Below are 24,717 nucleotides of genomic sequence, written 5' to 3' on the forward strand. Positions count from 1 at the left end.
AGCTGGACCGCGTTGTCAGCCCTCCCCGTTACGCTCGGCGCATGGCTGTGAACACAACCCCGGAGTCCCCCCTGCCCGTCGGCGAGGTGTCCCGGCTCATCGGGAGCTGGATCGACCGGCTCGGGGCGATCTGGGTCGAGGGCCAGATCACCCAGCTGTCGCGCCGCCCCGGCGCCGGCGTCGTGTTCCTGACGTTGCGGGACCCGTCGTACGACATCTCCGTGAGCGTGACGGCGTATCGGCAAGTGTTCGACTCCGTCGCCGACGTGGTGAGCGAGGGCGCCCGCGTCGTCGTACTCGCCAAGCCGGAGTGGTACGCGCCCCGCGGTCAGCTCTCCCTGCGCGCCACGGAGATAAAGCCCGTCGGTGTCGGCGAGCTCCTCGCCCGGTTGGAGATGCTGAAGAAGTCCCTCGCCACGGAGGGACTGTTCGCGCCGGAGCGCAAGAAGCCGCTGCCTTTCCTCCCGCAGCTGATCGGCCTGGTCTGCGGCCGGGCCTCCGCGGCCGAGCGGGACGTGCTGGAGAACGCCCGCCACCGCTGGCCCGCGGTCCGCTTCGAGGTGCGTAACGTCCCCGTGCAGGGCGTGCACGCCGTGCCGCAGGTCGTGCAGGCGGTCAAGGAGCTCGACGCGATCGACGACGTGGATGTGATCATCGTCGCGCGGGGCGGTGGCAGCGTCGAGGATCTGCTGCCCTTCTCCGACGAGCAGTTGGTGCGGGCCGTCGCCTCGTGCCGGACGCCGGTCGTGTCCGCCATCGGGCACGAGCCCGACAACCCCCTCCTCGATTACGTCGCCGACCTGCGCGCTTCCACCCCCACCGACGCGGCCAAGAAGGTCGTACCGGACGTGGGTGAGGAGTACGAGCGGGTGCGGATGCTGCGCGACCGGGCCCGGCGTTGTGTCGGAGCGCTCGTGGAGCGCGAGGAGCGGGGGCTCGCCCATGCGCTGGCGCGGCCCTCGATGGAGGATCCGCACCGGATGATCGACGAGCGGGCCGACCACGTGGTTTCGCTCCTCGACCGGAGCCGCCGCTGCCTCGGTCACCTCCTCGACCGCGCCGCCTCCGAGCTGACGCACACCCACGCGCGGGTGGTGGCCCTCTCCCCCGCGGCGACCCTGAAGCGCGGGTATGCGGTGCTGCAGAGGGCCGACGGGCATGTGGTGCGGGACCCGGACGAGCTGACGGCGGACGAGGCGCTGCGGGCGCGGGTCGCCGAGGGCGAGTTCTCCGTACGAGTCGAGGCAGGAAGCGACGCACGAAGCGGCGCACGAACCGATGCATAGGGTGGGCGAATGACCAGCAAGGCGGAAGAGGCACTCGGGTACGAGCAGGCCCGGGACGAGCTGATCGAGGTCGTACGGCGGCTGGAGGCGGGCGGTACGACGCTGGAGGAGTCCCTCGCGCTCTGGGAGCGGGGCGAGGAGCTGGCCAAGGTGTGCCGGCGCTGGCTGGACGGGGCGCGGGCCCGGCTGGACGCGGCCCTCGCCGAGGAGGCCGAGGCCGAGCAGGAGGGCGACGGGGCGGACGGCTCGGACGACCGGTAACCCATGAGCGGGCTGTGAAGCGGCTCACCAGACCCCGGCATTTGTTGAAGCTTGAACTTATCTCGCGTACTGTCGATCGCGTTAACCGGTCCCCGGTCCGTTTATGCGCACGACGCACGCACTACCCGAGAAGGTTCACGCATGTCTCTCGTTCTTGACCCCGCCGCCCAGGACCTGCTGTTCCGCGAGGCCCGCACCGCGAACGCCTTCACCGACGAGCCGGTGACCGAGGAGCAGGTCCAGGCCATCTACGACCTGGTCAAGTACGGCCCCACCGCCTTCAACCAGACCCCGCTGCGCATCACCCTGGTCCGCTCCGCCGAGGCCCGTGAGCGCCTGGTGCAGCACATGGCCGAGGGCAACCAGCCCAAGACCGCCGCCGCCCCGCTGGTCGCGATCCTGTCCGCGGACAACGAGTTCCACGAGGAGCTGCCGGCCCTCTTCCCGGCGTTCCCGCAGGCCAAGGACGTCTTCTTCAGCGAGCGACCGGCCCGCGAGAACGCCGCCGGGCTGAACGCCGCCCTGCAGGCCGCGTACTTCATCGTCGGCGTCCGCGCCGCCGGGCTGGCCGCCGGCCCGATGACCGGCTTCGACTTCGAGGGCGTCCGCAAGGAGTTCCTGGACGACGACCACACCCCGCTGATGGTCGTGAACATCGGCAAGCCGGGCCCCGACGCCTGGTACCCGCGCTCCCCCCGTCTGGAGTACGACCAGGTCATCACGACGGTCTGACTCCGACCTGCCGCTGCTTGAAGCAAGCGCACATGACGAAGGCCCCCGTGACGCCGGGGGCCTTCGTCATGGTCAGCAGGTCACTGCGCCTGCGCGGTCACTCCGCCTTCAGGGCCTTCGCCATCTGCGTCAGCTGCTCGAACGAGCCCGTGCCCGCCACCACGGTCGTCGCGCCCTTGTCCTGGTGCACCAGTGCCTCGTACCGGCCGCCCGTGTACCGCGTCCACGTCCGGTCGCCGATCTCCTCGGTGTCCCTGGTCGCCTGCCCGCCCTGGGTGGCCTCCTCCAGGAACGTCGCCGGCTTCTCGGCCGACTGCTCGACCTGTACGTACTGCCCACCGGAGAGGTGGAAGCCGAGATGCCAGGCGTCGAAGTCGTCGCCCCTGAAGCGGACGGACGTCGCCTTCCAGGTGTCGGGCAGCCCCTGGGGCGCCACCACCGGGTACGACGCCGTGCGGCGGGCGGTGAGCAGCTCGACGCGGTAGTCGACCCGGGGGAGGTCGGGGTCGCCGTCGTCATGCGGGACGAAGAGATAGATGACTCCCGCCGCGAGCACGGTCACTCCGAGCGAGAGGACCATGTTCCGGACCGACTTCTGCTTGCCGTTCGAACCTGCCACGCCCCCTATCGTCGCAGGTGCCCCGGCCGCTCATCCGTGGGGCCCCCTGCTCATCCTGAGCGCCCGAGGATAGAGTCAGGGCGGTCACCCTCATCCGGCCGTCGTCGTATCAGAAAGGTGCGCCTCGATGACCGAGAATCATCATCATCTGCCGTCCGAGCTCGAAGTACCCAGCGAAGCCCCCGACCGCAACCTCGCCCTGGAACTGGTCCGTGTGACCGAGGCAGCGGCGATGGCCGCGGGCCGCTGGGTCGGGCGGGGCGACAAGAACGGCGCCGACGGCGCCGCGGTGCGCGCCATGCGGACCCTCGTCCACACCGTGTCGATGAACGGCGTCGTCGTCATCGGTGAGGGCGAGAAGGACGAAGCCCCGATGCTCTTCAACGGGGAGCGGGTCGGCGACGGCACCGGGGCCGAGGTCGACATCGCCGTCGACCCGATCGACGGGACCACGCTGACCGCGAAGGGCATGCCCAACGCGATCTCCGTGCTCGCCGCGGCGGACCGAGGGTCCATGTTCGACCCGTCCGCCGTCTTCTACATGGACAAGCTGGTCACCGGCCCCGAGGCCGCCGACTTCGTCGACATCGACGCGCCCGTGGCCGTGAACATCCGGCGGGTCGCGAAGGCGAAGCGGTCCACGCCGGAGGACGTCACCGTCGTCATCCTGGACCGGCCCCGGCACGAGGGCATCATCAAGGAGATCCGGGATGCCGGTGCGCGCATCAAGCTGATCTCCGACGGCGATGTCGCCGGGTCGATCTACGCGCTGCGTGAGGGCACCGGCGTCGACATGCTGCTCGGCGTCGGCGGTACGCCGGAGGGGATCATCTCGGCCTGTGCCGTGAAGTGTCTCGGCGGGACCATCCAGGGCAAGCTGTGGCCGAAGGACGACGAGGAGCGGCAGCGGGCCATAGACGCCGGGCACGACCTCGACCGGGTGCTGATGACCGATGACCTGGTCGCCGGGGACAACGTGTTCTTCGTCGCCACCGGGATCACCGACGGTGAGCTGCTGCGGGGTGTGCGGTACCGGTCGGAGAACGCGACGACCGACTCGATCGTGATGCGGTCGAAGTCGGGGACGGTGCGGCGGATCGATTCCGAGCACCGGCTCAGCAAGCTGCGCGCGTACAGCGCGATTGATTTCGACCGCGCGAAGTAGCGTGCGCGGGGCGCTCGCCGAGCCCCCCTGACCACAACGCGCAGCCGAACAGGGCGCCCCCGGTGCGGAGGGGGCGCCCTGTTTTCTTGCTTCTCAGCCTGCCTGCGCTATGCGATCGGTCGTCCTCGCCGACTTCTTCAGTTCCATTTCGCGGCGGCGGCGCCTGGCCAGCACCACTCGGCGTTCGGCTGCCGTGAGGCCGCCCCAGACGCCGTACGGCTCGGGCTGGAGCAGGGCGTGTTCGCGGCACTCGACCATGACCGGACAGCGGGCGCAGACCCGCTTGGCGGCCTCTTCACGGGAGAGGCGGGCCGCGGTGGGCTCCTTGGAGGGGGCGAAGAAGAGGCCGGCCTCGTCACGCCGGCACACGGCCTCCGTATGCCATGGGGCGTCTTGATCCCTGTCTCGCGCTGGCACCCGCTGGGCCGGAACGGCAGCTACCTGCAGGGACGAATGCGGCGGTTGCAGCACGGTCTACTCCTGACGACGGCTTCGCGAGCGAGAGACGATGCAGCAAGGTCTACCCGCTGTACGCGCGCCTATGCAGTCAGTTCCGAACCGCTGGATTTCGGGGGGTCCTGCGCGCCCTTGCGCGGCCCCCAGAAGAGCCCGGAGCCAGGAAGGAACCGGTCCGCTTCACAACCGTCAATGATCCAGGTGCTTGCGCAAACCCTTGTCGACCTTGCGCTGGACGCGGTCGAGTATGTCCGCGACGAGCTTGCCCCGCTTCGGCCTTCCCTCGATGTTGCCGAGCACGGACCAGCCGTCGACATGGACGACCGGCGCATACGGGTCCTCCGCGTCGAGATGATCCACCTCGAAGTTGCCGAGGACACCGCCGCCGGTGCCGCGCAGCGAGACGTTCTCCGGGACGCGGACCTCGACGTTGCCGAAGACCGAGATCGCCCGGATCATCACCTGCTGGTACTCGAAGAGGGCCTCGCTGAGGTCTATCTCCACGCTGCCGAAGATCGCGTACGCATGGATACGGCGGCCGGGGCGCCAACGGCCCTTACGGACGGCGCTGCTGAACACCGCGACCACGTTGTCGTCGGGCTCGGCCGGTATGGCGCCCGGGGCGGGGCGGCCAGGGGCGGGCACATGGGGTGCGCGGCGCTGGTGGGCGGCGGGCAGGTCCCGTATGAAGACGTCCAGTTCGCCGACCGTCTTGGCGGCCAGCACGCCCTCGACGCGCTCGGCGTGCTCGTCGGCGGTGAGGCGGCCCTCGGCCAGGGCGTCGCGCAGGATGTCGGCGATCCGGTCGCGGTCCGCGTCGGAGGCACGGAGCTCGGCGGCGGCAGCGGGTGCGGTCTGCTTCTGAAGGTCCACGGCAGCAGCGTACCCAAACACGATAGATCGCGATAGGCCCCGTTCGGGCCGATCCCCGGACATCGAACTGAGCCTTACCTCACAAGCTCGCTGTCGGAGGCAGGTTCTACGCTGGTGGACGCTGCCAATGGAGGTCAGCCGCGCTGTCTGTCGAGTGAGGAATGGGCGACATGCCTGAGTTCGCGTACACCGATCTGCTCCCCATGGGAGAGGACACCACCCCGTACCGGCTGGTGACCTCCGAGGGTGTCTCCACCTTCGAGGCCGACGGGCGCACGTTCCTCAAGGTGGAGCCCGGGGCGCTGCGCAAGCTGGCCGAGGAGGCCATCCACGACATCCAGCACTACCTGCGGCCCGCGCACCTGGCGCAGCTGCGGCGGATCATCGACGACCCCGAGGCGTCAAGCAACGACAAGTTCGTGGCGCTGGACCTGCTGAAGAACGCCAACATCGCGGCCGCCGGCGTGCTGCCCATGTGCCAGGACACCGGCACCGCCATCGTGATGGGCAAACGCGGGCAGAACGTGCTCACCGAGGGCGGCGACGAGGAGGCCCTCAGCCGGGGCATCTACGACGCGTACCTGAACCTCAACCTGCGGTACTCGCAGATGGCTCCGCTCACCATGTGGGAGGAGAAGAACACCGGGTCGAACCTGCCCGCGCAGATCGAGCTGTACGCCACCGACGGCGGCGCCTACAAGTTCCTCTTCATGGCGAAGGGCGGCGGCTCCGCCAACAAGTCCTTCCTCTACCAGGAGACGAAGGCCGTCCTGAACGAGGCCTCCATGATGAAGTTCCTGGAAGAGAAGATCCGCTCGCTCGGCACGGCCGCCTGCCCGCCGTACCACCTGGCGATCGTCGTCGGCGGTACGTCCGCCGAGTACGCGCTGAAGACCGCCAAGTACGCCTCCGCGCACTACCTGGACGAGGTTCCGGCCGAGGGCTCGCCGCTCGGGCACGGGTTCCGGGACAAGGAGCTGGAGGAGAAGGTCTTCGAGCTGACGCAGAAGATCGGGATCGGCGCGCAGTTCGGCGGCAAGTACTTCTGCCATGACGTCCGGGTGGTGCGGCTGCCTCGGCACGGTGCCTCGTGCCCCGTCGCCATCGCCGTGTCCTGCTCGGCCGACCGGCAGGCCGTCGCGAAGATCACCGCCGAGGGTGTCTTCCTGGAGCAGCTGGAGACCGACCCGGCGCGGTTCCTGCCGGAGACGACGGACGACCACCTCGACGAGTCCTCGGACGTGGTGAAGATCGACCTGAACCAGCCGATGGACGAGATCCTCGCCGAACTGACCAGGTACCCGGTCAAGACCCGGCTCTCGCTCACCGGCCCGCTGGTCGTGGCCCGCGACATCGCGCACGCCAAGATCAAGGAGCGGCTGGACGCGGGCGAGGAGATGCCGCAGTACCTCAAGGACCACCCGGTGTACTACGCCGGCCCGGCCAAGACGCCTGAGGGCTATGCGTCGGGTTCCTTCGGTCCCACGACCGCCGGGCGCATGGACTCCTACGTCGAGCAGTTCCAGGCGGCCGGCGGCTCGAAGGTGATGCTCGCGAAGGGCAACCGGAGCAAGCAGGTCACGGACGCGTGCGGCACGCACGGCGGCTTCTACCTCGGCTCCATCGGCGGCCCCGCCGCCCGCCTCGCCCAGGACTGCATCAAGAAGGTCGAGGTCGTCGAGTACGAGGAGCTCGGCATGGAGGCCGTCTGGAAGATCGAGGTCGAGGACTTCCCGGCGTTCATCGTCGTCGACGACAAGGGCAACGACTTCTTCCAGGACCCGGCGCCCGCGCCGACGTTCACGTCTATCCCGGTGCGGGGGCCGGGGCTGGCGTAGTCCCTGTGGGGCGGCACGCAGTCGTTTTCGCCCCCGCCGCCCCTACCCTTCCCGTCCTTGAAGGGGCTCCGCCCCTTCAACCCCGCTCCTCAAACGCCGGACGGGCTGGTTTTCCAGACCGTCCGGCGTTTGACGAGGCCCGTTCAGGCCGAAACTCCTCGGTGAAACACGGACGGGCCAAGCACAGGAACAACCCCGCCGCCCGGCACGCTTACTCAGACATGAGCGACTACCGCATCGAGCACGACTCCATGGGCGAGGTCCGCGTGCCCGCCGACGCCAAGTGGCGTGCCCAGACCCAGCGTGCCGTCGAGAACTTCCCCGTCTCCGGGCAGCGCATCGAGCGGGCCCATATCGAGGCCCTGGCCAGGATCAAGGGCGCCGCCGCGAAGGTGAACGCCGAACTGGGAGTGCTCGACAAGGACATCGCCGACGCCATCCGGGACGCCGCCGCGGAAGTCGCCGAGGGAGGTGGGACGAGCACTTCCCGGTCGACGTGTTCCAGACCGGTTCCGGGACCTCGTCCAACATGAACACCAACGAGGTCGTCGCCACCCTCGCCACCGAGCGGCTCGGGCGGGACGTGCACCCCAACGACCACGTCAACGCCTCGCAGTCCTCCAACGATGTCTTCCCCTCCTCCATCCACATCGCCGCCACCGCCGCCGTCACCCGGGACCTGGTCCCGGCGCTGGAGCACCTCGCCGGATCGCTGGAGCGCAAGGCCGAGGAGTTCGCGGATGTCGTGAAGTCGGGGCGGACCCATCTCATGGATGCCACACCCGTGACGCTGGGGCAGGAGTTCGGCGGTTACGCCGCCCAGGTGCGGTACGGCGTCGAACGGCTGCATGCCTCCCTCCCCCGGCTCGCCGAACTCCCCCTCGGCGGCACGGCCGTGGGCACCGGGATCAACACGCCCCCCGGTTTCTCCGCCGCCGTCATCGCGGAGGTGGCCCGTACCACCGGGCTGCCGCTCACCGAGGCGCGCGACCACTTCGAGGCACAGGGGGCCCGCGACGGGATCGTCGAGACCAGCGGGCAGTTGCGCACCATCGCCGTCGGGCTGACCAAGATCGCCAATGATCTGCGGTGGATGTCCTCCGGGCCGCGTACCGGCCTCGCGGAGATCAGCCTCCCCGACCTCCAGCCCGGTTCCTCGATCATGCCCGGCAAGGTCAACCCGGTCATTCCGGAGGCCGTCCTCATGGTCGCCGCGCAGGTCGTCGGCAACGACGCCACCGTGGCCACGGCCGGCGCCGCGGGCAATTTCGAGCTGAACGTGATGCTTCCGGTCATCGCGAAGAACGTCCTGGAATCCATCCGACTGCTCGCCAACGCGTCCCGCCTGCTGGCCGACCGTACCGTCGACGGCATCGTCGCCCACCGCGAACGGGCCCTGGAGTACGCCGAGTCGTCGCCCTCCGTCGTCACGCCGCTCAACAAGTACATCGGGTACGAGGAGGCGGCGAAGGTCGCCAAGAAGGCCCTCGCGGAGCGGAAGACGATCCGCCAAGTCGTCCTGGAGAGCGGGTACGTGGAGCGCGGTGACCTCACCGTCGGGCAGCTGGACGAGGCCCTCGATGTCCTGCGGATGACACGGCCGTAACCGTTGGGCACGGCGGCGTGAACCGTGACGGACGCCGCAGCGTCGTATGCCTATGGCACCTAATATCTGTCCATGGAAGACGGTGGAGCGGTGACGACGGAAGTGGAAGCAGGTGGGTCGACCCGCTTCTGGACGCCCGGGACGCAGATCCTGTGGCGGTACCGGGAGAACGCGGGCCGGCGCTTCCACATCGCGCGTCCCGTCACCGTCGTACGGGACGACGCCGAGATCCTTGCCGTATGGCTGGCTCCGGGCACCGAGTGCGTGAAGCCCGTGCTCGCCGACGGGACGGCCGTGCACCTGGAGCCCCTGGAGACGCGGTACACCAAGCCGCGAGCCGTCCAGCGCGACCGGTGGTTCGGCACCGGTGTGCTGAAGCTCGCACGGCCCGGTGAGCCGTGGTCGGTGTGGCTGTTCTGGGAGCCGGGATGGCTGTTCAAGAACTGGTACGTGAATCTTGAGGAGCCGCTGGCCCGCTGGGCGGGCGGGGTGGACTCCGAGGACCACTTCCTCGACATCTCCGTGCACCCGGACCGCAGTTGGCACTGGCGGGACGAGGACGAGTTCGCGCAGGCCCAGCGGGACGGGCTGGTGGACGGCCGGCTCGCCGCGCGGGTGCGGGAAGCGGGGCGCGGCGCGGTCGAGGTGATCCGCGCCTGGGGGCCGCCGTTCTCGGACGACTGGCAGCACTGGCGCCCGGATCCCGCCTGGGCTGTACCTTCTTTGCCTGAGGACTGGGATCGCACGCCCGCGCACATGTCCTCATGAGACCCTTGATGCGCCCCCGGGCAACAAACGTAGGATCGTCCTCCGCAAGGGCGCACTTGGGCGGCAACTACCGGAGTGCGCGCCGGGCTTGACCGATCGTCACCGAGGGGCGGCAGGACGTGAGCGAGGGTTACCAGGGCAACGCCGCCAGGGCCGGCGGGGCTTTTGACGCCGGTCCTGGCGGCAGACGTCCCATCGGCGGCACAGGAACCGCCCCTGGCCACGCGGGAATTCCGTTCCTGGGGCACGTATTGCGGGTATCGGAGTCTCGGCGGGACGTACTGCACGCGCGGCGCGCAGCCCCGGACGGATGGATTCGAAAGGCGTGACGGAGCAGCCGACCTCTTTCGAACGCCCCGAGACGGGCGTCGACCCCGCGGAGTCCCGCGGGGCGCTCGTGCGTACCTCGACACAGGCGACGCCGCACTCCACGCCGTCGCACACCCCTTGCGGCGGTGCCGGCGCCGGTACCCCCTTACCCGCGCAGGCGCGCACCGGAGAGACCCCTCCACGCCGGGCACCACCGCACCGTCCGGCCCGAGCAAGGAGCCCTCAGACATCGCCGGCAACGGCCCCGAGCACTCGCAGCCCTCCGTCGCCGCCGAGCCCGACACGCACCGGCCGCGGCCCGTTCCGGAGGCCATACCGCCGCAGCCCGGCGCCGAGCAGCCGCAGTCGTCCGCCGAGCGGCGCACCGGGCAGGGCCTGGTGCCCGGCCGGCCCACGCCCATGCGGCGGGACGGCGACCGCCTGCGCTTCGTGGGCGCCGCGACCCGGCGGATCGCCCGCGGCATCGACCTGGACGAGATCGTGATGGGGCTGTGCCGGGCGACCGTGCCGACCTTCTCCGACGCGATCCTCGTCTATCTGCGCGACCCGCTGCCGGTCGGCGACGAGCGGCCCACCGGGCCCGTCGTGCTGCGGTTGCGCCGCACCGACCGGATCCCGGAGGAGCGGGACACCGAAGGCAGCTTCCTGCCCTCGGGGGCACAGCAGCCGGAGCCGACCGAGCTGTCGGAACTGTCCGCCCTCACCGCCGAACTGTGCGAGGTGCGGCCCGGCGGCGCGCTCGCCGAGGTGCTGCGCGGCGTACGTCCCGTCTTCGCCGACGCGCCCGCCGCCCGCGCCGCCCTGCCCGAACTGCTCGGGGACGACGGCGAGTTGATCATCCCCGACGGTCAGCGCGCGATCCTCGCCCCGCTGCGCGGCCGGCGCCGTGTCATCGGCGCCGCGGTGTTCCTGCGCCGCCCGGAGCGCCTCGCCTTCGAGCCCGACGACCTCCTCGTCGCGGCCCAGCTCGCCACGCACAGCGCGCTCGGCATCGACAAGGCGGTGCTGTACGGCCGTGAGGCGTACATCGCCGACGAGCTCCAGCGCACCATGCTGCCCGAGACGCTCCCCCGCCCGACCGGCGTACGGCTGGCGTCCCGCTACCTCCCGGCGGCCGAAACGGCCCGGGTGGGCGGCGACTGGTACGACGCGATCCCGCTGCCCGGCAGCCGCGTCGCCCTCGTGGTCGGTGACGTCATGGGCCACTCCATGACCTCGGCCGCGATCATGGGCCAGCTGCGGACCACGGCCCAGACCCTCGCCGGCCTCGACCTGCCCCCGCAGGAGGTCCTGCACCACCTCGACGAGCAGGCCCAGCGCCTGGGCACCGACCGCATGGCGACCTGCCTGTACGCCGTCTACGACCCGGTATCGCACCGCATCACCATCGCCAACGCGGGCCATCCGCCGCCCGTTCTGCTGCACCTGGGCGGCCGCGCGGAGGTACTGCGGGTGCCGGCGGGCGCCCCGATCGGCGTCGGCGGTGTCGACTTCGAGGCCGTGGAACTGGACGCACCGGCCGGAGCGACCCTGCTCCTGTACACCGACGGCCTGGTCGAGTCCCGCCTTCGTGACGTGTGGACCGGCATAGAGCAGCTGCGCGAGAAGCTCGCCGCGACCGCGCAGCTCACCGGGCCCGACCATCCGCCGCCCCTCGAAGCCCTGTGCGACGAGGTCCTCGACATGCTCGGGCCCGGCGACCGCGACGACGACATCGCGCTGCTCGCCGCCCGCTTCGACGGGATCGCACCCAGCGACGTGGCGTACTGGTTCCTGGAGCCGGAGGACGCCGCCCCGGGGCGCGCCCGGCGCCTGGCCCGCCGCGCCCTGGCCCGCTGGGGCATGGAGGAACTCACCGACTCGGTCGAGCTGTTGGTGAGCGAGGTCGTGACCAACGCGGTGCGGTATGCCACGCGGCCGGTGACGTTGCGCCTGCTGCGGACCGATGTGCTGCGGTGCGAGGTCGGGGACGACGTGCCGCAGTTGCCGCGGCTGCGCCAGGCTCGGGCCACGGACGAAGGCGGGCGGGGGTTGTATCTCGTGAACCGGCTGGCTCGGCGGTGGGGGGCGACACGGTTGAGCACCGGCAAGGTCGTCTGGTTCGAATTGAATCGCGGCTGAGCGCCGCAGGGGAACTGCGGATCGCCGGATGCGGGTGCATCGTGGCTGATCGCGCCCGCGCGGCGGAGCCGCATGTCAAACACAGCCCCGCGCCCCTGAGGGGGCGCTGCCCTACTGTTCGTTTCCGGGTCTGGCCGGGTCCAGGGTGATGTCGCCCGTCGGCTCGTCCGTCGGGGTCGTCGTCGGCTCTTCGGTCGTCGGCTCGTCCGTCGGCTCCTGAGTCGTCGGCTCGTCCGTCGGCTCCTCGGTCGTCGGCTCGTCCGTCGGCTTCTGAGTCGTCGGCTCGTCCGTCGGTTCCTCGGTCGTCGGCTCCTCGGTCGGCGTCGGGGTCCAGGTCGGCTGGACGGCTGCGCCCTGGTCGGTGTCGAGGTCGAACCTGGCGTCCGGGTCCGTGACGCCGAACATGTACGCCGCCCAGACCTGCGCCGGGAAACCACCGCCGTTGACACGCGGCTCGCCGCCCGCGCCGTACATCTTGGTCTGGGCGTGGGTCTTGGCGTCCTCGCCGAACAGGCCCACCGAGGTGACCAGGTCGGGCGTGTAACCGGTGAACCAGGCCGACTTGTTGTCGTCGGACGTACCCGTCTTGCCGGCGACCTTCTGGCCGTCGCGCTTGGAGTTGTTCGCCACGGCCGTGCGCGCCGTGCCGTCGTCGACCACGCCCGTCAGCACCGAGGTCACCGTGTCGGCGGCCTGCGGGCTGATGACCTGCTCGCCGATCGGGTCCGGGAACTCGACCGCACGGCTGTTGTGCTCGGCCGACTTGAGGATGCTCGGCGTGACCTTCTTGCCGTGGTTGTCGAGGGTGGCGTAGACCCCGGCCATCTGCAGCGGGCTCGCGCCCATGGTGCCCAGGGTCTGGGCGGGCACGGCCTTCTCGTTGGTGGTGTCCATGCCGAGCTTGCCGGCCACGTCCATGACGTTCTCCATGCCGACGTCGACGCCCAGCTGCGCGAAGACGGAGTTGACGGACTTGTTCATCGCCGTCTGGACGGTGATGTCGCCGTAGTCCTGGTCGTCCTCGTTCTCGGGCGCGAAGCCGACCTTGCTGCCGTCCTCCACGACCGGCCGCTTGCTGGTGCCGTCGTAGACCGTGTTCGCGGTGATCGGGTTGCCGTCCTGGGTCTCGGCGCTCTCTTCCAGGGCGGCCGCCAGGATCACCGGCTTGAAGGTGGAGGCGGGCTGGTAGTCGGTGCGGGTCGCGTTGTTGGTGTAGTGCTTGAAGTAGTCGACGCCGCCGTACAGGGCGACGACCTTCCCCGTCTTGGGGTCGACGGAGACCGCGCCGGCCTGCACGTTCCCGTCGACCTTGCGCTTCTTCGCGTCCAGCTTGCTCGTCAGCTGCGCCTTGGCCGCCTTCTCCAGCTCAGTCTGCTTCTTCTTGTCGATGTTCAGGGTGATGGTCCAGCCCTGGTCGACAACCTCGGCCTCGGCCTGGGAGCGGGTGATGCCCTCCTGCTTCATCAGCCGGCTCACCAACTGCTGGTTGGCGAGATCGATCAGATAGCCCTTCTGGCCCTCACGGCCGGCGGTGGGCTTCGGCTCCTTCGGCTTGTCGAACGTCAGGCCCTGCCGCTCGGACTGCTCGAGCCAGCCCTCCTCGACCATGTTGTCCAGGACGTAGTTCCAGCGGGCCGTGACCAGCTTCTTGCCGGTCTCGGACGCGGCCGACCAGTCGTACTGGCTCGGCGCCTGGAGCAACGCGGCCAGGTACGCGCCCTGTTGGACGGTGAGCTTGTCGGCGTCGACGCGGTAGTAGGCCTGGGCGGCGGCCTGGATGCCGTAGGCGCCGCGGCCGTAGTAGCTGGTGTTGATGTAGCCGGCGAGGATCTCGTCCTTGGACAGCTCGCGGTCGACTTTCAGGGAGATGACCATCTCCTTGAGCTTGCGACTGACCGTCTGTTCCTGGCTGAGGTAGTAGTTCTTGACGTACTGCTGGGTGATCGTCGAACCACCCTGCGCGCCCTTGCCCATCACGGTGTTCAGCAGACCGCGGGCCGTGCCCTTGAGGTCGATGCCGTTGTCCTTGTAGAAGGACTTGTTCTCCGCCGCTACGAAGGCGCGCTGGACCTTCTTCGGCACCTTGGCCAGGTCCACGATCTCGCGGTTGACCTCGCCGTCGCGGGCCAGGGTGCTGCCGTCGCTGTACTTGTAGACGTTGCTCTGGCGCTGGGCGGCCTGGGCGGCCGCGTTGTCCTTCGGGATGTCGACGGCCAGATAGAGCGCGATGAAGGCGCCGATGCCGAGCAGGCACACGCCGAGGAACGTGCCGAGGATCTTCTTCCAGGTGAAGAGCCGGCGTATTCGGCCCTTGCCACCGCCCTTGCCCGCGGCCTTCGCCGCCAGGCGGGCCGCGGCCCGGCCACCCTGCGCGGCCGGCGGGCCCACCACGGTGGCCGGTTCGCCTCCCACAGGGGCCGACGGCGTCCCGGACGGGCGCCGGGGCGCGGCGCGGCGCCCGCTGTGCTGACGCGCTCGTCTGTCTTCCGCTCGTCCCATGGGTCCGTTCCGCTCCGCTTCGCTCTTGTGTGCACTCCTGCCACACAGGTTCGCCGCTCAGGTCAGCTCAGAAAGCTAACACCGGAAGTTGTGACAAAGAGCTGTCGATCCGGTCTTTTGCGGACGTGACAATCAGCACCCGTCCCACCGGAACCGACGGCTCAGGGATGCATAGGGTTGCTCGCTCGGGGTAAAGTGATATCACTTAGCTAGTTCGAAGCTATACGAAGCCATCCTGGCTTCGTGGATGAATGCGAACGAAACGGGGGAATCACCCATGCCTACCGACACCACATCCGTCACCGCCGACGTACCCGAGATGCCCGCCCCACGCGTGCGCGAGTTCACAGCGCACAGCATCGGCGGCGGGCTCGCCCTGCTGCTGGGTCTGGTCGGGCTGCTGGCCGGCGCGGGCTTGATCGTCAGCACCGCGGCGGTCTCCGGAGGCGGCGCCAAGGCGGCGCTGATCATCGCCGGGATCCTGGTCGCGATCGCCGCGGTCCTCGCGATGTGCGGGCTCAACATGGTCGCGCCGGGCGAGGCGCGGGTCGTCCAGCTCTTCGGGCGTTACCGCGGGACGATCCGGGAGGACGGGCTGCGCTGGGTGAACCCCTTCACCTCCCGTACGAAGATCTCGACCCGGGTCCGCAACCACGAGACCGCCGTCCTCAAGGTCAACGACGCCTACGGCAACCCGATCGAGCTCGCCGCGGTAGTGGTGTGGAGGGTCGAGGACACCGCGCAGGCCACCTTCGAGGTCGACGACTTCCTGGAGTTCGTCTCCACCCAGACCGAGGCGGCGGTGCGGCACATCGCCATCGAGTACCCGTACGACGCCCATGACGAGGGCGGCCTCTCACTGCGCGGCAACGCCGAGGAAATCACCGAGAAGCTCGCCGCCGAACTGCACGCGCGCGTGGAGGCGGCCGGGGTGCAGATCATCGAGTCGCGCTTCACGCATCTCGCGTACGCTCCCGAGATCGCCTCCGCGATGCTCCAGCGGCAGCAGGCCGGGGCGGTCGTCGCGGCGCGGCGGCAGATCGTCGACGGGGCGGTCGGCATGGTCGAGGCGGCGCTCGCGCGGATCTCCGAGCGGGACATCGTGGAGCTGGACGACGAGCGGAAGGCGGCGATGGTGTCGAACCTGATGGTGGTGCTGTGCGGTGACAGGTCCCCGCAGCCGGTCCTCAACACCGGAACGCTCTACCAGTGACGGTTCCCTCCGAGGGTTCAGCCCCTCAGCGTCGGCCGCAGCAGCGCAAGCAGGTGCTGCTGCGGTTGGACCCGTCCGTGTACGAGGCGCTGGCGCGGTGGGCGGGGGACGAGCTGCGCTCGACCAACGCGCAGATCGAGTTTCTGCTGCGGAAGGCTTTGGCTGACGCCGGTCGGCTTCCGAGGGAGACCGGGCCGATTCCGCGTCGAGGCCGGCCACCTGGGGCTCCGCCCCAGACCCCCGTCGGCCTGAACGGCCTCGCCCTCAAACGCCGGACGGGCTGGATCTGGCTGAGCCGGCCTCGTCCGTGAGGTCTCCCGCCCCTGCCGTCTCCATGTGGCAGAACCGTGACAATCGTCTCCCACCTGCGCCTTCACACCCCCCGCCATGATCTACACACTCCGCGTATACATGCCGCGTATACACCCCGTGTAGTGTCCTCGTCATGTCCATCGGTCACACCCTCCTGGGGCTCCTGGAGTCCGGCCCGCGTCACGGCTACGACCTGAAGCGGGCCTTCGACGAGAAGTTCGGTCACGACCGGCCGCTGCACTACGGCCAGGTCTACTCGACGATGTCCCGGCTGCTGAAGAACGGGCTCGTCGAGGTCGACGGGATCGAGCCCGGCGGCGGGCCCGAGCGCAAGCGGTACGCCATCACCGACGCCGGGATCACCGACGTGCAGCAGTGGCTCGCGACGCCCGAGAAGCCGGAGCCGTACCTCCAGTCGACCCTCTACACCAAGGTCGTCCTCGCCCTGCTCACCCAGCGCGACGCGGCCGACATCCTCGACACCCAGCGCGCCGAGCACCTGCGGATGATGCGGATCCTCACCGACCGCAAGCGGAAGGGGGACCTCGCCGATCAGCTGATCTGCGACCACGCCCTGTTCCACCTCGAGGCCGACCTGCGCTGGCTGGAACTCACCGCCGCGCGTCTCGACAAGCTGGCCGAGGTGGTGACCAAGTGACTCCTCCTCCCGGTTCCCTGCTCGCGGCCCAGGAGCTGCGCAAGGCCTACGGCCCGACCCTCGCGCTCGACGGGGCCGAGTTCTCCATCCACCCCGGCGAGGTCGTCGCCGTCATGGGGCCGTCCGGCTCCGGCAAGTCGACGTTGCTGCACTGTCTCGCCGGGATCGTGCCGCCCGACTCGGGTTCCATCACCTACAACGGCCGTGAACTGGCCACCATGGGCGACGCCCAGCGCAGTGCCCTGCGGCGCTCGGAGTTCGGGTTCGTCTTCCAGTTCGGGCAGTTGGTGCCGGAGCTGACCTGCGTCGAGAACGTCGCCCTTCCGCTGCGGCTGAACGGAACCTCCCGCAAGGAGGCCGAGAAGGCGGCACTCACCTGGATGGAGCGGCTGGAGGTCGACGACCTGCGCAAGAAGCGGCCCGGTGAGGTCTCCGGCGGTCAGGGGCAGCGCGTCGCCGTCGCCCGGTCCCTGGTCACCAACCCGCGCGTGCTGTTCGCCGACGAGCCGACCGGCGCGCTCGACTCCCTCAACGGCGAGCGTGTGATGGAGCTGCTGACGGACGCCGCCCGCTCGACCAACGCCGCCGTCGTCCTCGTCACGCACGAGGCGCGGGTCGCCGCCTACTCCGACCGCGAGATCGTCGTACGGGACGGCAAGTCCCGGGACATGGAGCGCGTCGTATGAGTGCCGCTGGTCAGTGGGCCAAGGATCTGGGCATGGGCGTCCGGTTCGCCTTCGCCGGCGGACGCGAGGGATGGGTCCGGGCCCTGCTGACGGCCGTCGGGGTGGGGCTCGGTGTGGCGTTGCTGCTGCTGACGACCGCGATCCCGAGCGCGCTGTCCGAGCGTGACCGGCGCGGCAGCTCCCGGGACGACTTCACGTACAGCGGGACGGTGCTGCCGAAGGCGGACGACACGCTGATCATCGCCAGTGCCGACACGGAGTACCGCGGTGACGACGTACGGGGCCGGCTCCTGGAGCCGGAGGGTGCGCTGGCGCCGCTGCCGCCGGGCGTGGACGAGTTCCCCGCGAAGGGCGAGATGATCGCCTCGCCCGCGCTGCAGAAGCTGCTGAAGTCCGACTCCGGCAAGCTGCTGCGCGAACGCATCCCCTACCGGGTCACCGGCACCATCGATCAGCCCGGGCTGATCGGGCCCGCCGAACTCGCCTACTACGCGGGCGGCTCGGGGCTCGCGGACCAGATGTCCGGAGGCACCGTCGAACGGATCGACTACTTCGGCCCCTCCGCCGGGATGGCGGACGACCCGCTGGATCCGATCCTGATCCTGCTGATCATGATCATCTTCGTGGTACTGCTGCTGCCCGTCGGCGTGTTCATCGCGGCGGCCGTGCGCTTCGGCGGCGAGCGCCGCGACCGTCGGCTCGCGGCACTCAGGCTGGTCGGCGCGGACGGGCGGATGGCGCGCCGGGTCGCGGGCGGCGAGGCGCTTGCCGGCGCGCTGCTCGGTCTCGTCCTCGGCACCGGCTTCTTCCTGGCGGGGCGTCATCTGGCGACTCTGCTGAAGGTGCGGGACATCAGCGTGTTCCCGAGCGACCTCAACCCGTCGATCGCGCTCGCCCTGCTGGTCGCCGTCGCCGTACCGGCAGCGGCGGTCCTGGTCACGCTGTTCGCCCTGCGCGGGGTGGTCATCGAGCCGCTCGGCGTGGTCCGTACGACGAAGCCCCCACGCCGTCGGCTGTGGTGGCGGCTGCTGCTGCCGGTGGGCGGTCTCGCGCTGCTGTACCCGATGGTGGGACAGGGCAACGACAACGGGAACTTCAACGAGTGGATGGTCATCGGCGGCACCGTGCTGCTGCTGGTCGGCGTCACCACGCTGCTGCCCTGGCTGGTCGAGGCCGTGGTGGCCCGGCTGAACTCCGGGTCGGTCTCCTGGCAACTGGCGGTCCGCAGGCTGCAGTTGAGCAGCGGTTCGGCCGCGCGCATGGTCAACGGCATCGCGGTCGCGGTGGCCGGGGCGATCGCGCTGCAGATGCTGTTCGCCGGGGTCGAGGGCGACTACACCGAGCAGACCGGCAACGACCTGAACCGCGCCCAGATGACGATCTCCGTGCACGGCGACGTCCCGCTGAACGACGTCGCCCGGCAGTTGGGCGAGACCGAGGGCGTACGCCAGGCGTCGGCCCTCTCGCTGGGCACGCTAGGCGAGAAGGCGAAGGAACCCGACAACTCGCTGGAGATGGCCGTCGGCAGCTGCGCCGAGCTGCGTGAGGTGGCGCGTCTGAAGTCCTGCCGGGACGGGGACACTTTCCGGATCGTCGGCGCTGAGTACGACGACGGTTCGAAGGAACTCGTCAAGGCGGGCGGCACCCTGTACTTCGACCCGCTCTACAGCGGGTCGACGAGCCACACAGTGGCGTGGAAGGTGCCCAGCGGCGTCAGGACGGCGGCGACGCGCGAGGACCCGACCGGCTACGAGCGCGGCGGCCTGCTGTTCACCCCGGGCGCGCTGCCCGAAGGGGCGGAGGCCGGCCTCGTCCAGCGGGTGTTCCTCTCGCTGGACCCGTCGGTGCCGGACGCCGCGGACTTCGCGCGCAACACGGCCGCGCGGATGGACCCGCTGGCGGACGTGTTCACGCTGGCCGCCAACCGGGAGTCCCTGGAGTTCCGCTCCATCCGCAACGGGCTGTTCGTCGGCGCCACCTGCGTCCTGCTGCTGATCGGCGCGAGCCTGCTGGTCTCCCAACTGGAGCAGCTGCGCGAGCGCAAGAAGCTGCTGTCGTCCCTGGTCGCCTTCGGCACCCGGCGCCGCACGCTCAGCCTTTCGGTGCTCTGGCAGACGGCGATCCCGATCGCGCTGGGCCTGCTGCTGGCGTCGACCGTGGGGCTGATACTGGGCGCCGTCCTGCTGAAGATGACCGGAGCCACGGTGACCGTGGACTGGGCGAGCGTACTGGCGATGACGGGCATCGGCGCCGGGGTCGTCCTCACGGTGACCCTCCTCAGCCTGCCTCCGCTGCTGCGCCTGATGCGCCCGGACGGCCTGCGCACGGAGTGACCAGCGGCGTGATCAAGGGGGCCGGGACTCAGAACCCGGCCCCCAGAGCCATCGCCGCATGAAGAACCGCCTCAACCCACCCCAGCGCCGCGGCTGATGCAGCCCCCCGGATCCGCACGCCGAGTGGGCACCCGGGCCCGAGAACTCAGCCGCCCCCGGCCCCCAACACCCGCACCGGCAACGGCCGCAACGCATCCCGCAACGCCGACGCCAGTTCCTCGTACTCCGCCGCGCGTGCCGCCCCCGTTCGCATGGCGAGGGCGACGCGGCGGGTGGGGGCCGGGTCGGCGAAGTATCCGGTGAGGAGTTGGCTGCTGCGGGTCGTCTCCAGCTTGAGGGCGGTGCGCGGCAGCAGGGTCACCCCCAGTCCGCCCGCGACCAGCTGGACCAGCGTGGACAGGCCGGCCGCCGTCGTGGTCACCGGGGCGTCCTCGCGGCCCGCCTCCCGGCAGATGTCCAGGGCCTGGTCGCGCAGGCAGTGCCCCTCGTCGAGCAGCAGCAGGTTCAGCTCGCGCAGCGCCTCGCGCGCGATCCCCTCCCGGCCGCCGAGCCAGTGGTCGAGCGGGGTGACGAGCACGAAGTCCTCGTCGAAGAGCGGGAGTTCGGCGACACCGGGCACCCCGAGCGGTACGGCGAGCAGGAGCAGGTCCAGGCGCCCCGTGGTGAGGCCGTCGACCAGGCTCGCGGTCTGCTCCTCGTGCACCTGGAGGTCGAGGTGCGGATACCGGTCGTGGACGAGCCGCAGCACCGTCGGCAGCAGGTACGGCGCCACGGTGGGGATCACGCCGAGGCGGAGGGCACCGGTGAACGGCGCCCTGACCGCCTCCGCCTCCTCCATCAGCGCCCCGACCTCCACCAGCACCGCCTTCGCCCGTACGGCGAGCCGCTCGCCGGCCGGCGAGAGCAGCACCTTGCGGGTCGTACGCTCCAGGAGCGTGACCCCGAGGGTCTCCTCCAGCGCGGACACGGCACCCGAGAGCGCGGGCTGGCTCATACCGATCGCGGCCGCGGCGTCCCGGAAGTGGAGGTGCTCGGCAACGGCGGCGAACGCCCGCAGCTGGGCGAGGCTGGGCTGCCGCCTCTTGCCCACGGTCATGTCCTGCCCTCCGTCATCCCTTACCTACGGCCATCAATAGGCATCTACGATCAACCCGACCGAGTGTAGCTATTTCCCGTATCAATGCACGTTGTGCCAGGATCGGTAAGGTCCAACCCCATGGGAGACCCCTGTACCGAACGGGTGTCTCCTCGCTGCAAGGAGAGCGTGTGCTCACTGTCGGTGACAAGTTCCCCGAGTTCGAACTGACCGCCTGCGTCTCGCTGGAGAAGGGCTCGGAGTTCGAGACGATCAACCACAAGACCTACGAGGGCAAGTGGAAGATCGTCTTCGCGTGGCCGAAGGACTTCACCTTCGTCTGCCCGACCGAGATCGCGGCCTTCGGCAAGCTGAACGAGGAGTTCGCCGACCGCGACGCCCAGGTCCTCGGCTTCTCCGGTGACTCGGAGTTCGTCCACCACGCCTGGCGCAAGGACCACGACGACCTGCGCGACCTGCCGTTCCCGATGATGGCCGACTCCAAGCGCGAGCTGATGCGCGACCTCGGCATCGAGGGCGAGGACGGCTTCGCCAAGCGCGCCGTCTTCATCGTCGACCAGAACAACGAGATCCAGTTCTCCATGGTGACCGCCGGCTCCGTCGGCCGTAACCCCAAGGAGGTCCTGCGGGTCCTGGACGCCCTCCAGACGGACGAGCTGTGCCCGTGCAACTGGAGCAAGGGCGAGGACACCCTGGACCCGGTCAAGCTCCTTGCCGGAGAGTGAGTGACATGTCCCTCGACTCCCTGAAGTCCCGCATACCGGACTACGCCAAGGACCTGAAGCTCAACCTGGGCTCGGTCATCGGCAATTCGGACCTCCCGGCGCAGCAGCTGTGGGGCACGGTGCTCGCCACCGCGATCGCCTCGCGTTCCCCGATCGTGCTGCGCGAGCTGGCGCCGGAGGCGAAGGCGAACCTCACGCCGGAGGCTTACAGCGCGGCCAAGTCCGCCGCCGCGGTGATGGCGATGAACAACGTCTTCTACCGCACCCGGCATCTGCTGTCCGACCACGAGTACGGCACCCTGCGCGCGGGCCTGCGGATGAACGTCATCGGCAACCCCGGCGTCGACAAGGTCGACTTCGAGCTGTGGTCGTTCGCGGTGTCCGCCATCAACGGCTGCGGCATGTGCCTCGACTCGCACGAGCAGGTGCTGCGCAAGGCGGGCGTGGACCGCGAGACGGTTCAGGAGGCGTTCAAGATCGCTTCCGTGATCCAGGCCGTGGGCTCCACCTTGGACGCCGAGGCTGTGCTGGCCGACGTCGAGTAAGCGCCGTCGCTCTGCGGACCCCGCTCACCGTTCGTGGGCGGGGTCCAGTGCGTTGTCGTGGCCGCCGTTCCCGGGGCCCCCGCCCCCGGGCCCTCCTTCGGCCTGAACGGCCTCGTCCTCCATCGCCGGACGGGCCGGCTCTTTCGGACCGGTGCTCGTCAGCATCGACTCCTGCGAATACCGCCGCAGATACCCCACGATCGTGTTCGACACGGCCACCAGCGGTACGGCCACCACCGCGCCGCCGATCCCCGCGACCATGCCGCCGGCCGCCACCGACAGCACGACCGCCAGCGGGTGGACGCGGACCGCGCGTCCGAGGATGAACGGCTGCAGGATGTGGCCCTCGATCTGCTGGACGGCCAGGACGACGATGAGGGTCATGACCGCTGTGAAGACGCCCTGCGTCACCAGCGCCACGACCACGGCCAGGGCGCCGGAGGCCACCGCGCCGACGAGCGGGATGAAGGAGAACAGGAAGATGAAGACGGCCAGCGGCACGGCCATCGGCACATCGAGGAAGTAGATGCCGATGCCGATGAAGACGGCGTCGATCAGGGCGACGAGGACGGTGCCGCGCACATACGCGGTGAGCGTCGCCCACGCGCGCGGGCCGGCGCCGGCGACACCCGGACGGGCCGCGGCGGGCACCAGCTTCAGCGTCCACTGCCAGATGCGCTTGCCGTCGTAGAGCAGGAAGAGAGTCGAGAAGGCGGCCAGCAGAATGCCGGTGAGGGCCTCGACGACGACCGTGACGCCTTCGAGCCCGGCCGAGGTGATCTCGTCGGTGTTGGCGCCGATCGCCTCCCGGAGGTTCTCGGCGATCTCGTTGACCTGCTTGTCGGTCACGTGGAAGGGGCTGTTGAGCAGCCAGTTGCGCAGCTCGTCGATGCCGTCCTGGACCTGGTCGGAGAGATTGTCGATGTTCTCCATGACCTGCCAGGTCACGAACCAGCCCATCAGCCCGATGACGACGAACCCGAGGATCGCGGTCAGGGCGGTGGCGGGCCCGCGCGGCACGCGACGCCGGGTCAGCCACGCCACCGAGGGCTGCATCAGCGCGGTGAGGAGCAGCGCGATGACGAAGGCCAGCACGACGAGTTGTACGGCGCTGATGACCCGCATCAGCACCCAGACCGTGCCGGCGAGCACCAGCAGCCGCCAGCCGGCCTCCGCGGCGACCCGTACGCCCCACGGCACGACCTGTGCCGGGTCGGGCCGGGGCGGCGGTGCGGTGGGCGCGTAGCCGGGGGGCCGCGGGACGTGGTCGGCCCGCGGCGGCGGCACGTCCTCGACGGCCGGATCGGGCGCTACGGCCGTGGCGGACCGCCGCTCCGGCCGGAGCTCGGTGTCCTCCCGCTCCACCGCGGCGCGGCGCTCGTCCAACCGCTCACTCATCTCGGTCAGTCCGGCGCCGAGCCGGCCGAGCCACCCTGGCACTCGCGACATGATCCGTCCTCTTCCCCCGTCTCTCCGCACCACTCCCCTGGAGTCGCTCCGTCCGACCGTACATGGCACGTCACGGGGAAGCGCGAAAGCCCCTCACCTTGAGACGGTGAGGGGCTGCGCGAAGGTTGAGCGGCGGCGGGTGCCGGCTCAGTACCAGTTGTTGGCCTGCCAGAAGGACCAGGCGTCGCAGGGGCTGCCGTAGCGGTCGTTCATGTAGTTGAGGCCCCACTTGATCTGGGTGGCCGGGTTCGTCTGCCAGTCCGAGCCGACGGACGACATCTTCGAACCGGGCAGGGCCTGGAAGAGACCGTACGCACCCGAGGAGGCGTTGACGGCCCGGTAGTTCCAGTCGGACTCGTGGTCCACGATGTTGCTGAAGCACTGGAACTGGCCGCTCGGCACCATCTGGCGCGCCATCGACTGGATCTGCGCGATGCTGTACGAGCCCTGGACGGGGAAGTCGGAGGAGGATCGGGAGGCCTTCGCCTCGGCCTCTTCGCGCTCCTTGGCTTCCTGCGCCGCCTTCTCTGCCTTCTCGGCGGCTTCCTTCTTCTCGATCGCGGTCTGGGCGGCAGCCTTGCGGGCGGCTTCCTCAGCACCCTTCTTGGCGCTCGCGTCCGCGGCGATGGCCTGGACGTCGGCCTGCGCCGACATGGACTCGATCTGCACCTGGGCCTGCTGGCCCGCGGGTATGTCCGCGAGGAGCGTCGAATCGGCAGCAGCCGTCGCTTCGGCGTCATTGTTCTGCGCGGTGCTGCCCGAGGCAACGCCGACGACGCTTCCGACAGCGGTGACCGCGGTGGCCGACGCCACTGCGAATCCCCTGACCGAAATCGGACTCACACGGTTTCCTTCCAGCATCGTCCGCTTCGGTGACCCTGGCGGACGCAATCGTGCCCCTGGCTCTGGCCTCCCAACTGCGGGGTCACGGGAGGCTCGGACCCGGTGGGCAACTCCCTTGCGAGGAGCGCCGCGTGAAGACTCGGGCGGCATACGACGACGCTATGGAGTTGGCTGTGGTGTTGCTGTGGTGCCGTACCGCTGGGGGTACAGATGTGTCGTATGCGGGGCCTGACAGGAGTGAGACTCTGCCGTACCCCGACGCCGCAAGGCAATTCTGTGTTGCGTGTGAAAGCTCACACCTCG

Annotated in this window: 21 protein-coding genes and 1 pseudogene; 15 read left to right on the forward strand and 7 right to left on the reverse strand. The window is 69.8% G+C overall.

Going from position 1 to position 24,717, the window contains the following annotated elements:
- Positions 1 to 41 precede the first annotated feature (41 nt).
- From xseA to OHO27_RS14475, 3 genes are all read left to right on the forward strand, one after another.
- Positions 42 to 1,286, forward strand: coding sequence for an exodeoxyribonuclease VII large subunit (gene xseA, locus OHO27_RS14465; protein WP_328423935.1), 1,245 nt, complete (start codon positions 42 to 44; stop codon positions 1,284 to 1,286).
- A gap of 9 nt (positions 1,287 to 1,295) precedes the next feature.
- Positions 1,296 to 1,547 (forward strand): exodeoxyribonuclease VII small subunit, encoded by a 252-nt coding sequence (locus OHO27_RS14470; RefSeq protein ID WP_328423937.1) that lies wholly within the window; start codon positions 1,296 to 1,298, stop codon positions 1,545 to 1,547.
- A 141-nt stretch (positions 1,548 to 1,688) separates the two neighbouring features.
- On the forward strand, positions 1,689 to 2,279 hold the full coding sequence (locus OHO27_RS14475) for a malonic semialdehyde reductase (RefSeq protein WP_328423939.1): 591 nt from the start codon (positions 1,689 to 1,691) through the stop codon (positions 2,277 to 2,279).
- Positions 2,280 to 2,376: 97 nt separating this feature from the next.
- On the opposite strand, the gene OHO27_RS14480 is transcribed toward OHO27_RS14475, so the two are convergent.
- The gene (locus OHO27_RS14480) at positions 2,377 to 2,898 is read right to left on the reverse strand and encodes a DUF4245 domain-containing protein (RefSeq protein WP_328423941.1); all 522 of its coding nucleotides are present in this window, start codon (positions 2,896 to 2,898) and stop codon (positions 2,377 to 2,379) included.
- 127 nt (positions 2,899 to 3,025) lie between these two features.
- Here OHO27_RS14480 and glpX point away from each other — a divergent pair, with 127 nt between their 5' ends.
- Complete coding sequence (glpX, locus tag OHO27_RS14485) at positions 3,026 to 4,063, forward strand: class II fructose-bisphosphatase (protein WP_328423943.1); 1,038 nt, start codon at positions 3,026 to 3,028, stop codon at positions 4,061 to 4,063.
- Positions 4,064 to 4,156: 93 nt separating this feature from the next.
- On the opposite strand, the gene OHO27_RS14490 is transcribed toward glpX, so the two are convergent.
- Both OHO27_RS14490 and OHO27_RS14495 read right to left on the reverse strand, forming a co-directional pair.
- Positions 4,157 to 4,534, reverse strand: a complete 378-nt coding sequence (locus tag OHO27_RS14490; protein WP_328423945.1) for a WhiB family transcriptional regulator — start codon at positions 4,532 to 4,534, stop codon at positions 4,157 to 4,159.
- A gap of 174 nt (positions 4,535 to 4,708) precedes the next feature.
- Positions 4,709 to 5,392 carry a DUF1707 SHOCT-like domain-containing protein gene (locus tag OHO27_RS14495; RefSeq protein WP_328423947.1) on the reverse strand — a complete coding sequence of 228 codons (684 nt, stop codon included), beginning with the start codon at positions 5,390 to 5,392 and terminating at the stop codon, positions 4,709 to 4,711.
- A 170-nt stretch (positions 5,393 to 5,562) separates the two neighbouring features.
- Between OHO27_RS14495 and OHO27_RS14500 the strand changes: the two genes are divergently transcribed.
- From OHO27_RS14500 to OHO27_RS14515, 4 genes and pseudogenes are all read left to right on the forward strand, one after another.
- On the forward strand, positions 5,563 to 7,230 hold the full coding sequence (locus tag OHO27_RS14500) for a fumarate hydratase (protein WP_328423949.1): 1,668 nt from the start codon (positions 5,563 to 5,565) through the stop codon (positions 7,228 to 7,230).
- Between the two features lie 221 nt (positions 7,231 to 7,451).
- A pseudogene (locus OHO27_RS14505) lies at positions 7,452 to 8,836 on the forward strand (class II fumarate hydratase).
- Between the two features lie 72 nt (positions 8,837 to 8,908).
- Entirely contained in the window at positions 8,909 to 9,604 is a 696-nt protein-coding gene (fomD, locus tag OHO27_RS14510) for a cytidylyl-2-hydroxypropylphosphonate hydrolase (protein WP_328423951.1), read from the forward strand.
- 558 nt (positions 9,605 to 10,162) lie between these two features.
- Positions 10,163 to 12,055, forward strand: a complete 1,893-nt coding sequence (locus OHO27_RS14515; protein ID WP_328430429.1) for an ATP-binding SpoIIE family protein phosphatase — start codon at positions 10,163 to 10,165, stop codon at positions 12,053 to 12,055.
- A gap of 111 nt (positions 12,056 to 12,166) precedes the next feature.
- Here OHO27_RS14515 and OHO27_RS14520 read toward each other — a convergent pair whose 3' ends face one another.
- Complete coding sequence (locus OHO27_RS14520) at positions 12,167 to 14,554, reverse strand: transglycosylase domain-containing protein (RefSeq protein ID WP_328423953.1); 2,388 nt, start codon at positions 14,552 to 14,554, stop codon at positions 12,167 to 12,169.
- Between the two features lie 277 nt (positions 14,555 to 14,831).
- Between OHO27_RS14520 and OHO27_RS14525 the strand changes: the two genes are divergently transcribed.
- From OHO27_RS14525 to OHO27_RS14545, 5 genes are all read left to right on the forward strand, one after another.
- Entirely contained in the window at positions 14,832 to 15,767 is a 936-nt protein-coding gene (locus OHO27_RS14525) for an SPFH domain-containing protein (protein WP_328423955.1), read from the forward strand.
- The gene (locus OHO27_RS14530) at positions 15,764 to 16,078 is read left to right on the forward strand and encodes a hypothetical protein (protein WP_328423957.1); all 315 of its coding nucleotides are present in this window, start codon (positions 15,764 to 15,766) and stop codon (positions 16,076 to 16,078) included. Before OHO27_RS14525 ends, OHO27_RS14530 begins: the two co-directional genes overlap by 4 nt.
- Positions 16,079 to 16,212: 134 nt before the next feature.
- Positions 16,213 to 16,737, forward strand: coding sequence for a PadR family transcriptional regulator (locus OHO27_RS14535; protein WP_328423959.1), 525 nt, complete (start codon positions 16,213 to 16,215; stop codon positions 16,735 to 16,737).
- Positions 16,734 to 17,423 (forward strand): ABC transporter ATP-binding protein, encoded by a 690-nt coding sequence (locus OHO27_RS14540; protein ID WP_328423961.1) that lies wholly within the window; start codon positions 16,734 to 16,736, stop codon positions 17,421 to 17,423. Before OHO27_RS14535 ends, OHO27_RS14540 begins: the two co-directional genes overlap by 4 nt.
- Positions 17,420 to 19,756, forward strand: a complete 2,337-nt coding sequence (locus tag OHO27_RS14545; protein WP_328423963.1) for an ABC transporter permease — start codon at positions 17,420 to 17,422, stop codon at positions 19,754 to 19,756. The genes OHO27_RS14540 and OHO27_RS14545 overlap by 4 nt, the downstream gene beginning before the upstream one ends.
- Positions 19,757 to 19,901: 145 nt before the next feature.
- Here OHO27_RS14545 and OHO27_RS14550 read toward each other — a convergent pair whose 3' ends face one another.
- Positions 19,902 to 20,852 (reverse strand): LysR substrate-binding domain-containing protein, encoded by a 951-nt coding sequence (locus OHO27_RS14550; protein ID WP_328423966.1) that lies wholly within the window; start codon positions 20,850 to 20,852, stop codon positions 19,902 to 19,904.
- A gap of 170 nt (positions 20,853 to 21,022) precedes the next feature.
- On the opposite strand from OHO27_RS14550, the gene OHO27_RS14555 reads away from it, so the two are divergent.
- Positions 21,023 to 21,577, forward strand: coding sequence for a peroxiredoxin (locus OHO27_RS14555; RefSeq protein ID WP_328423968.1), 555 nt, complete (start codon positions 21,023 to 21,025; stop codon positions 21,575 to 21,577).
- Between the two features lie 5 nt (positions 21,578 to 21,582).
- A complete protein-coding gene (locus OHO27_RS14560; protein ID WP_328423970.1) occupies positions 21,583 to 22,122 on the forward strand; it encodes an alkyl hydroperoxide reductase in 540 nt (179 codons plus the stop codon).
- A 24-nt stretch (positions 22,123 to 22,146) separates the two neighbouring features.
- Here the strand turns inward: OHO27_RS14560 and OHO27_RS14565 are convergent, their stop codons facing one another.
- Together OHO27_RS14565 and OHO27_RS14570 are read right to left on the reverse strand one after the other, a co-directional pair.
- Entirely contained in the window at positions 22,147 to 23,571 is a 1,425-nt protein-coding gene (locus OHO27_RS14565; RefSeq protein WP_328423972.1) for an AI-2E family transporter, read from the reverse strand.
- A 147-nt stretch (positions 23,572 to 23,718) separates the two neighbouring features.
- A complete protein-coding gene (locus OHO27_RS14570; protein ID WP_328423974.1) occupies positions 23,719 to 24,414 on the reverse strand; it encodes a transglycosylase SLT domain-containing protein in 696 nt (231 codons plus the stop codon).
- Between the last annotated feature and the right edge of the window lie 303 nt (positions 24,415 to 24,717).

Origin of the sequence: Streptomyces sp. NBC_00443, assembly GCF_036014175.1 — a bacterium.
Lineage (GTDB): Bacteria > Actinomycetota > Actinomycetes > Streptomycetales > Streptomycetaceae > Streptomyces.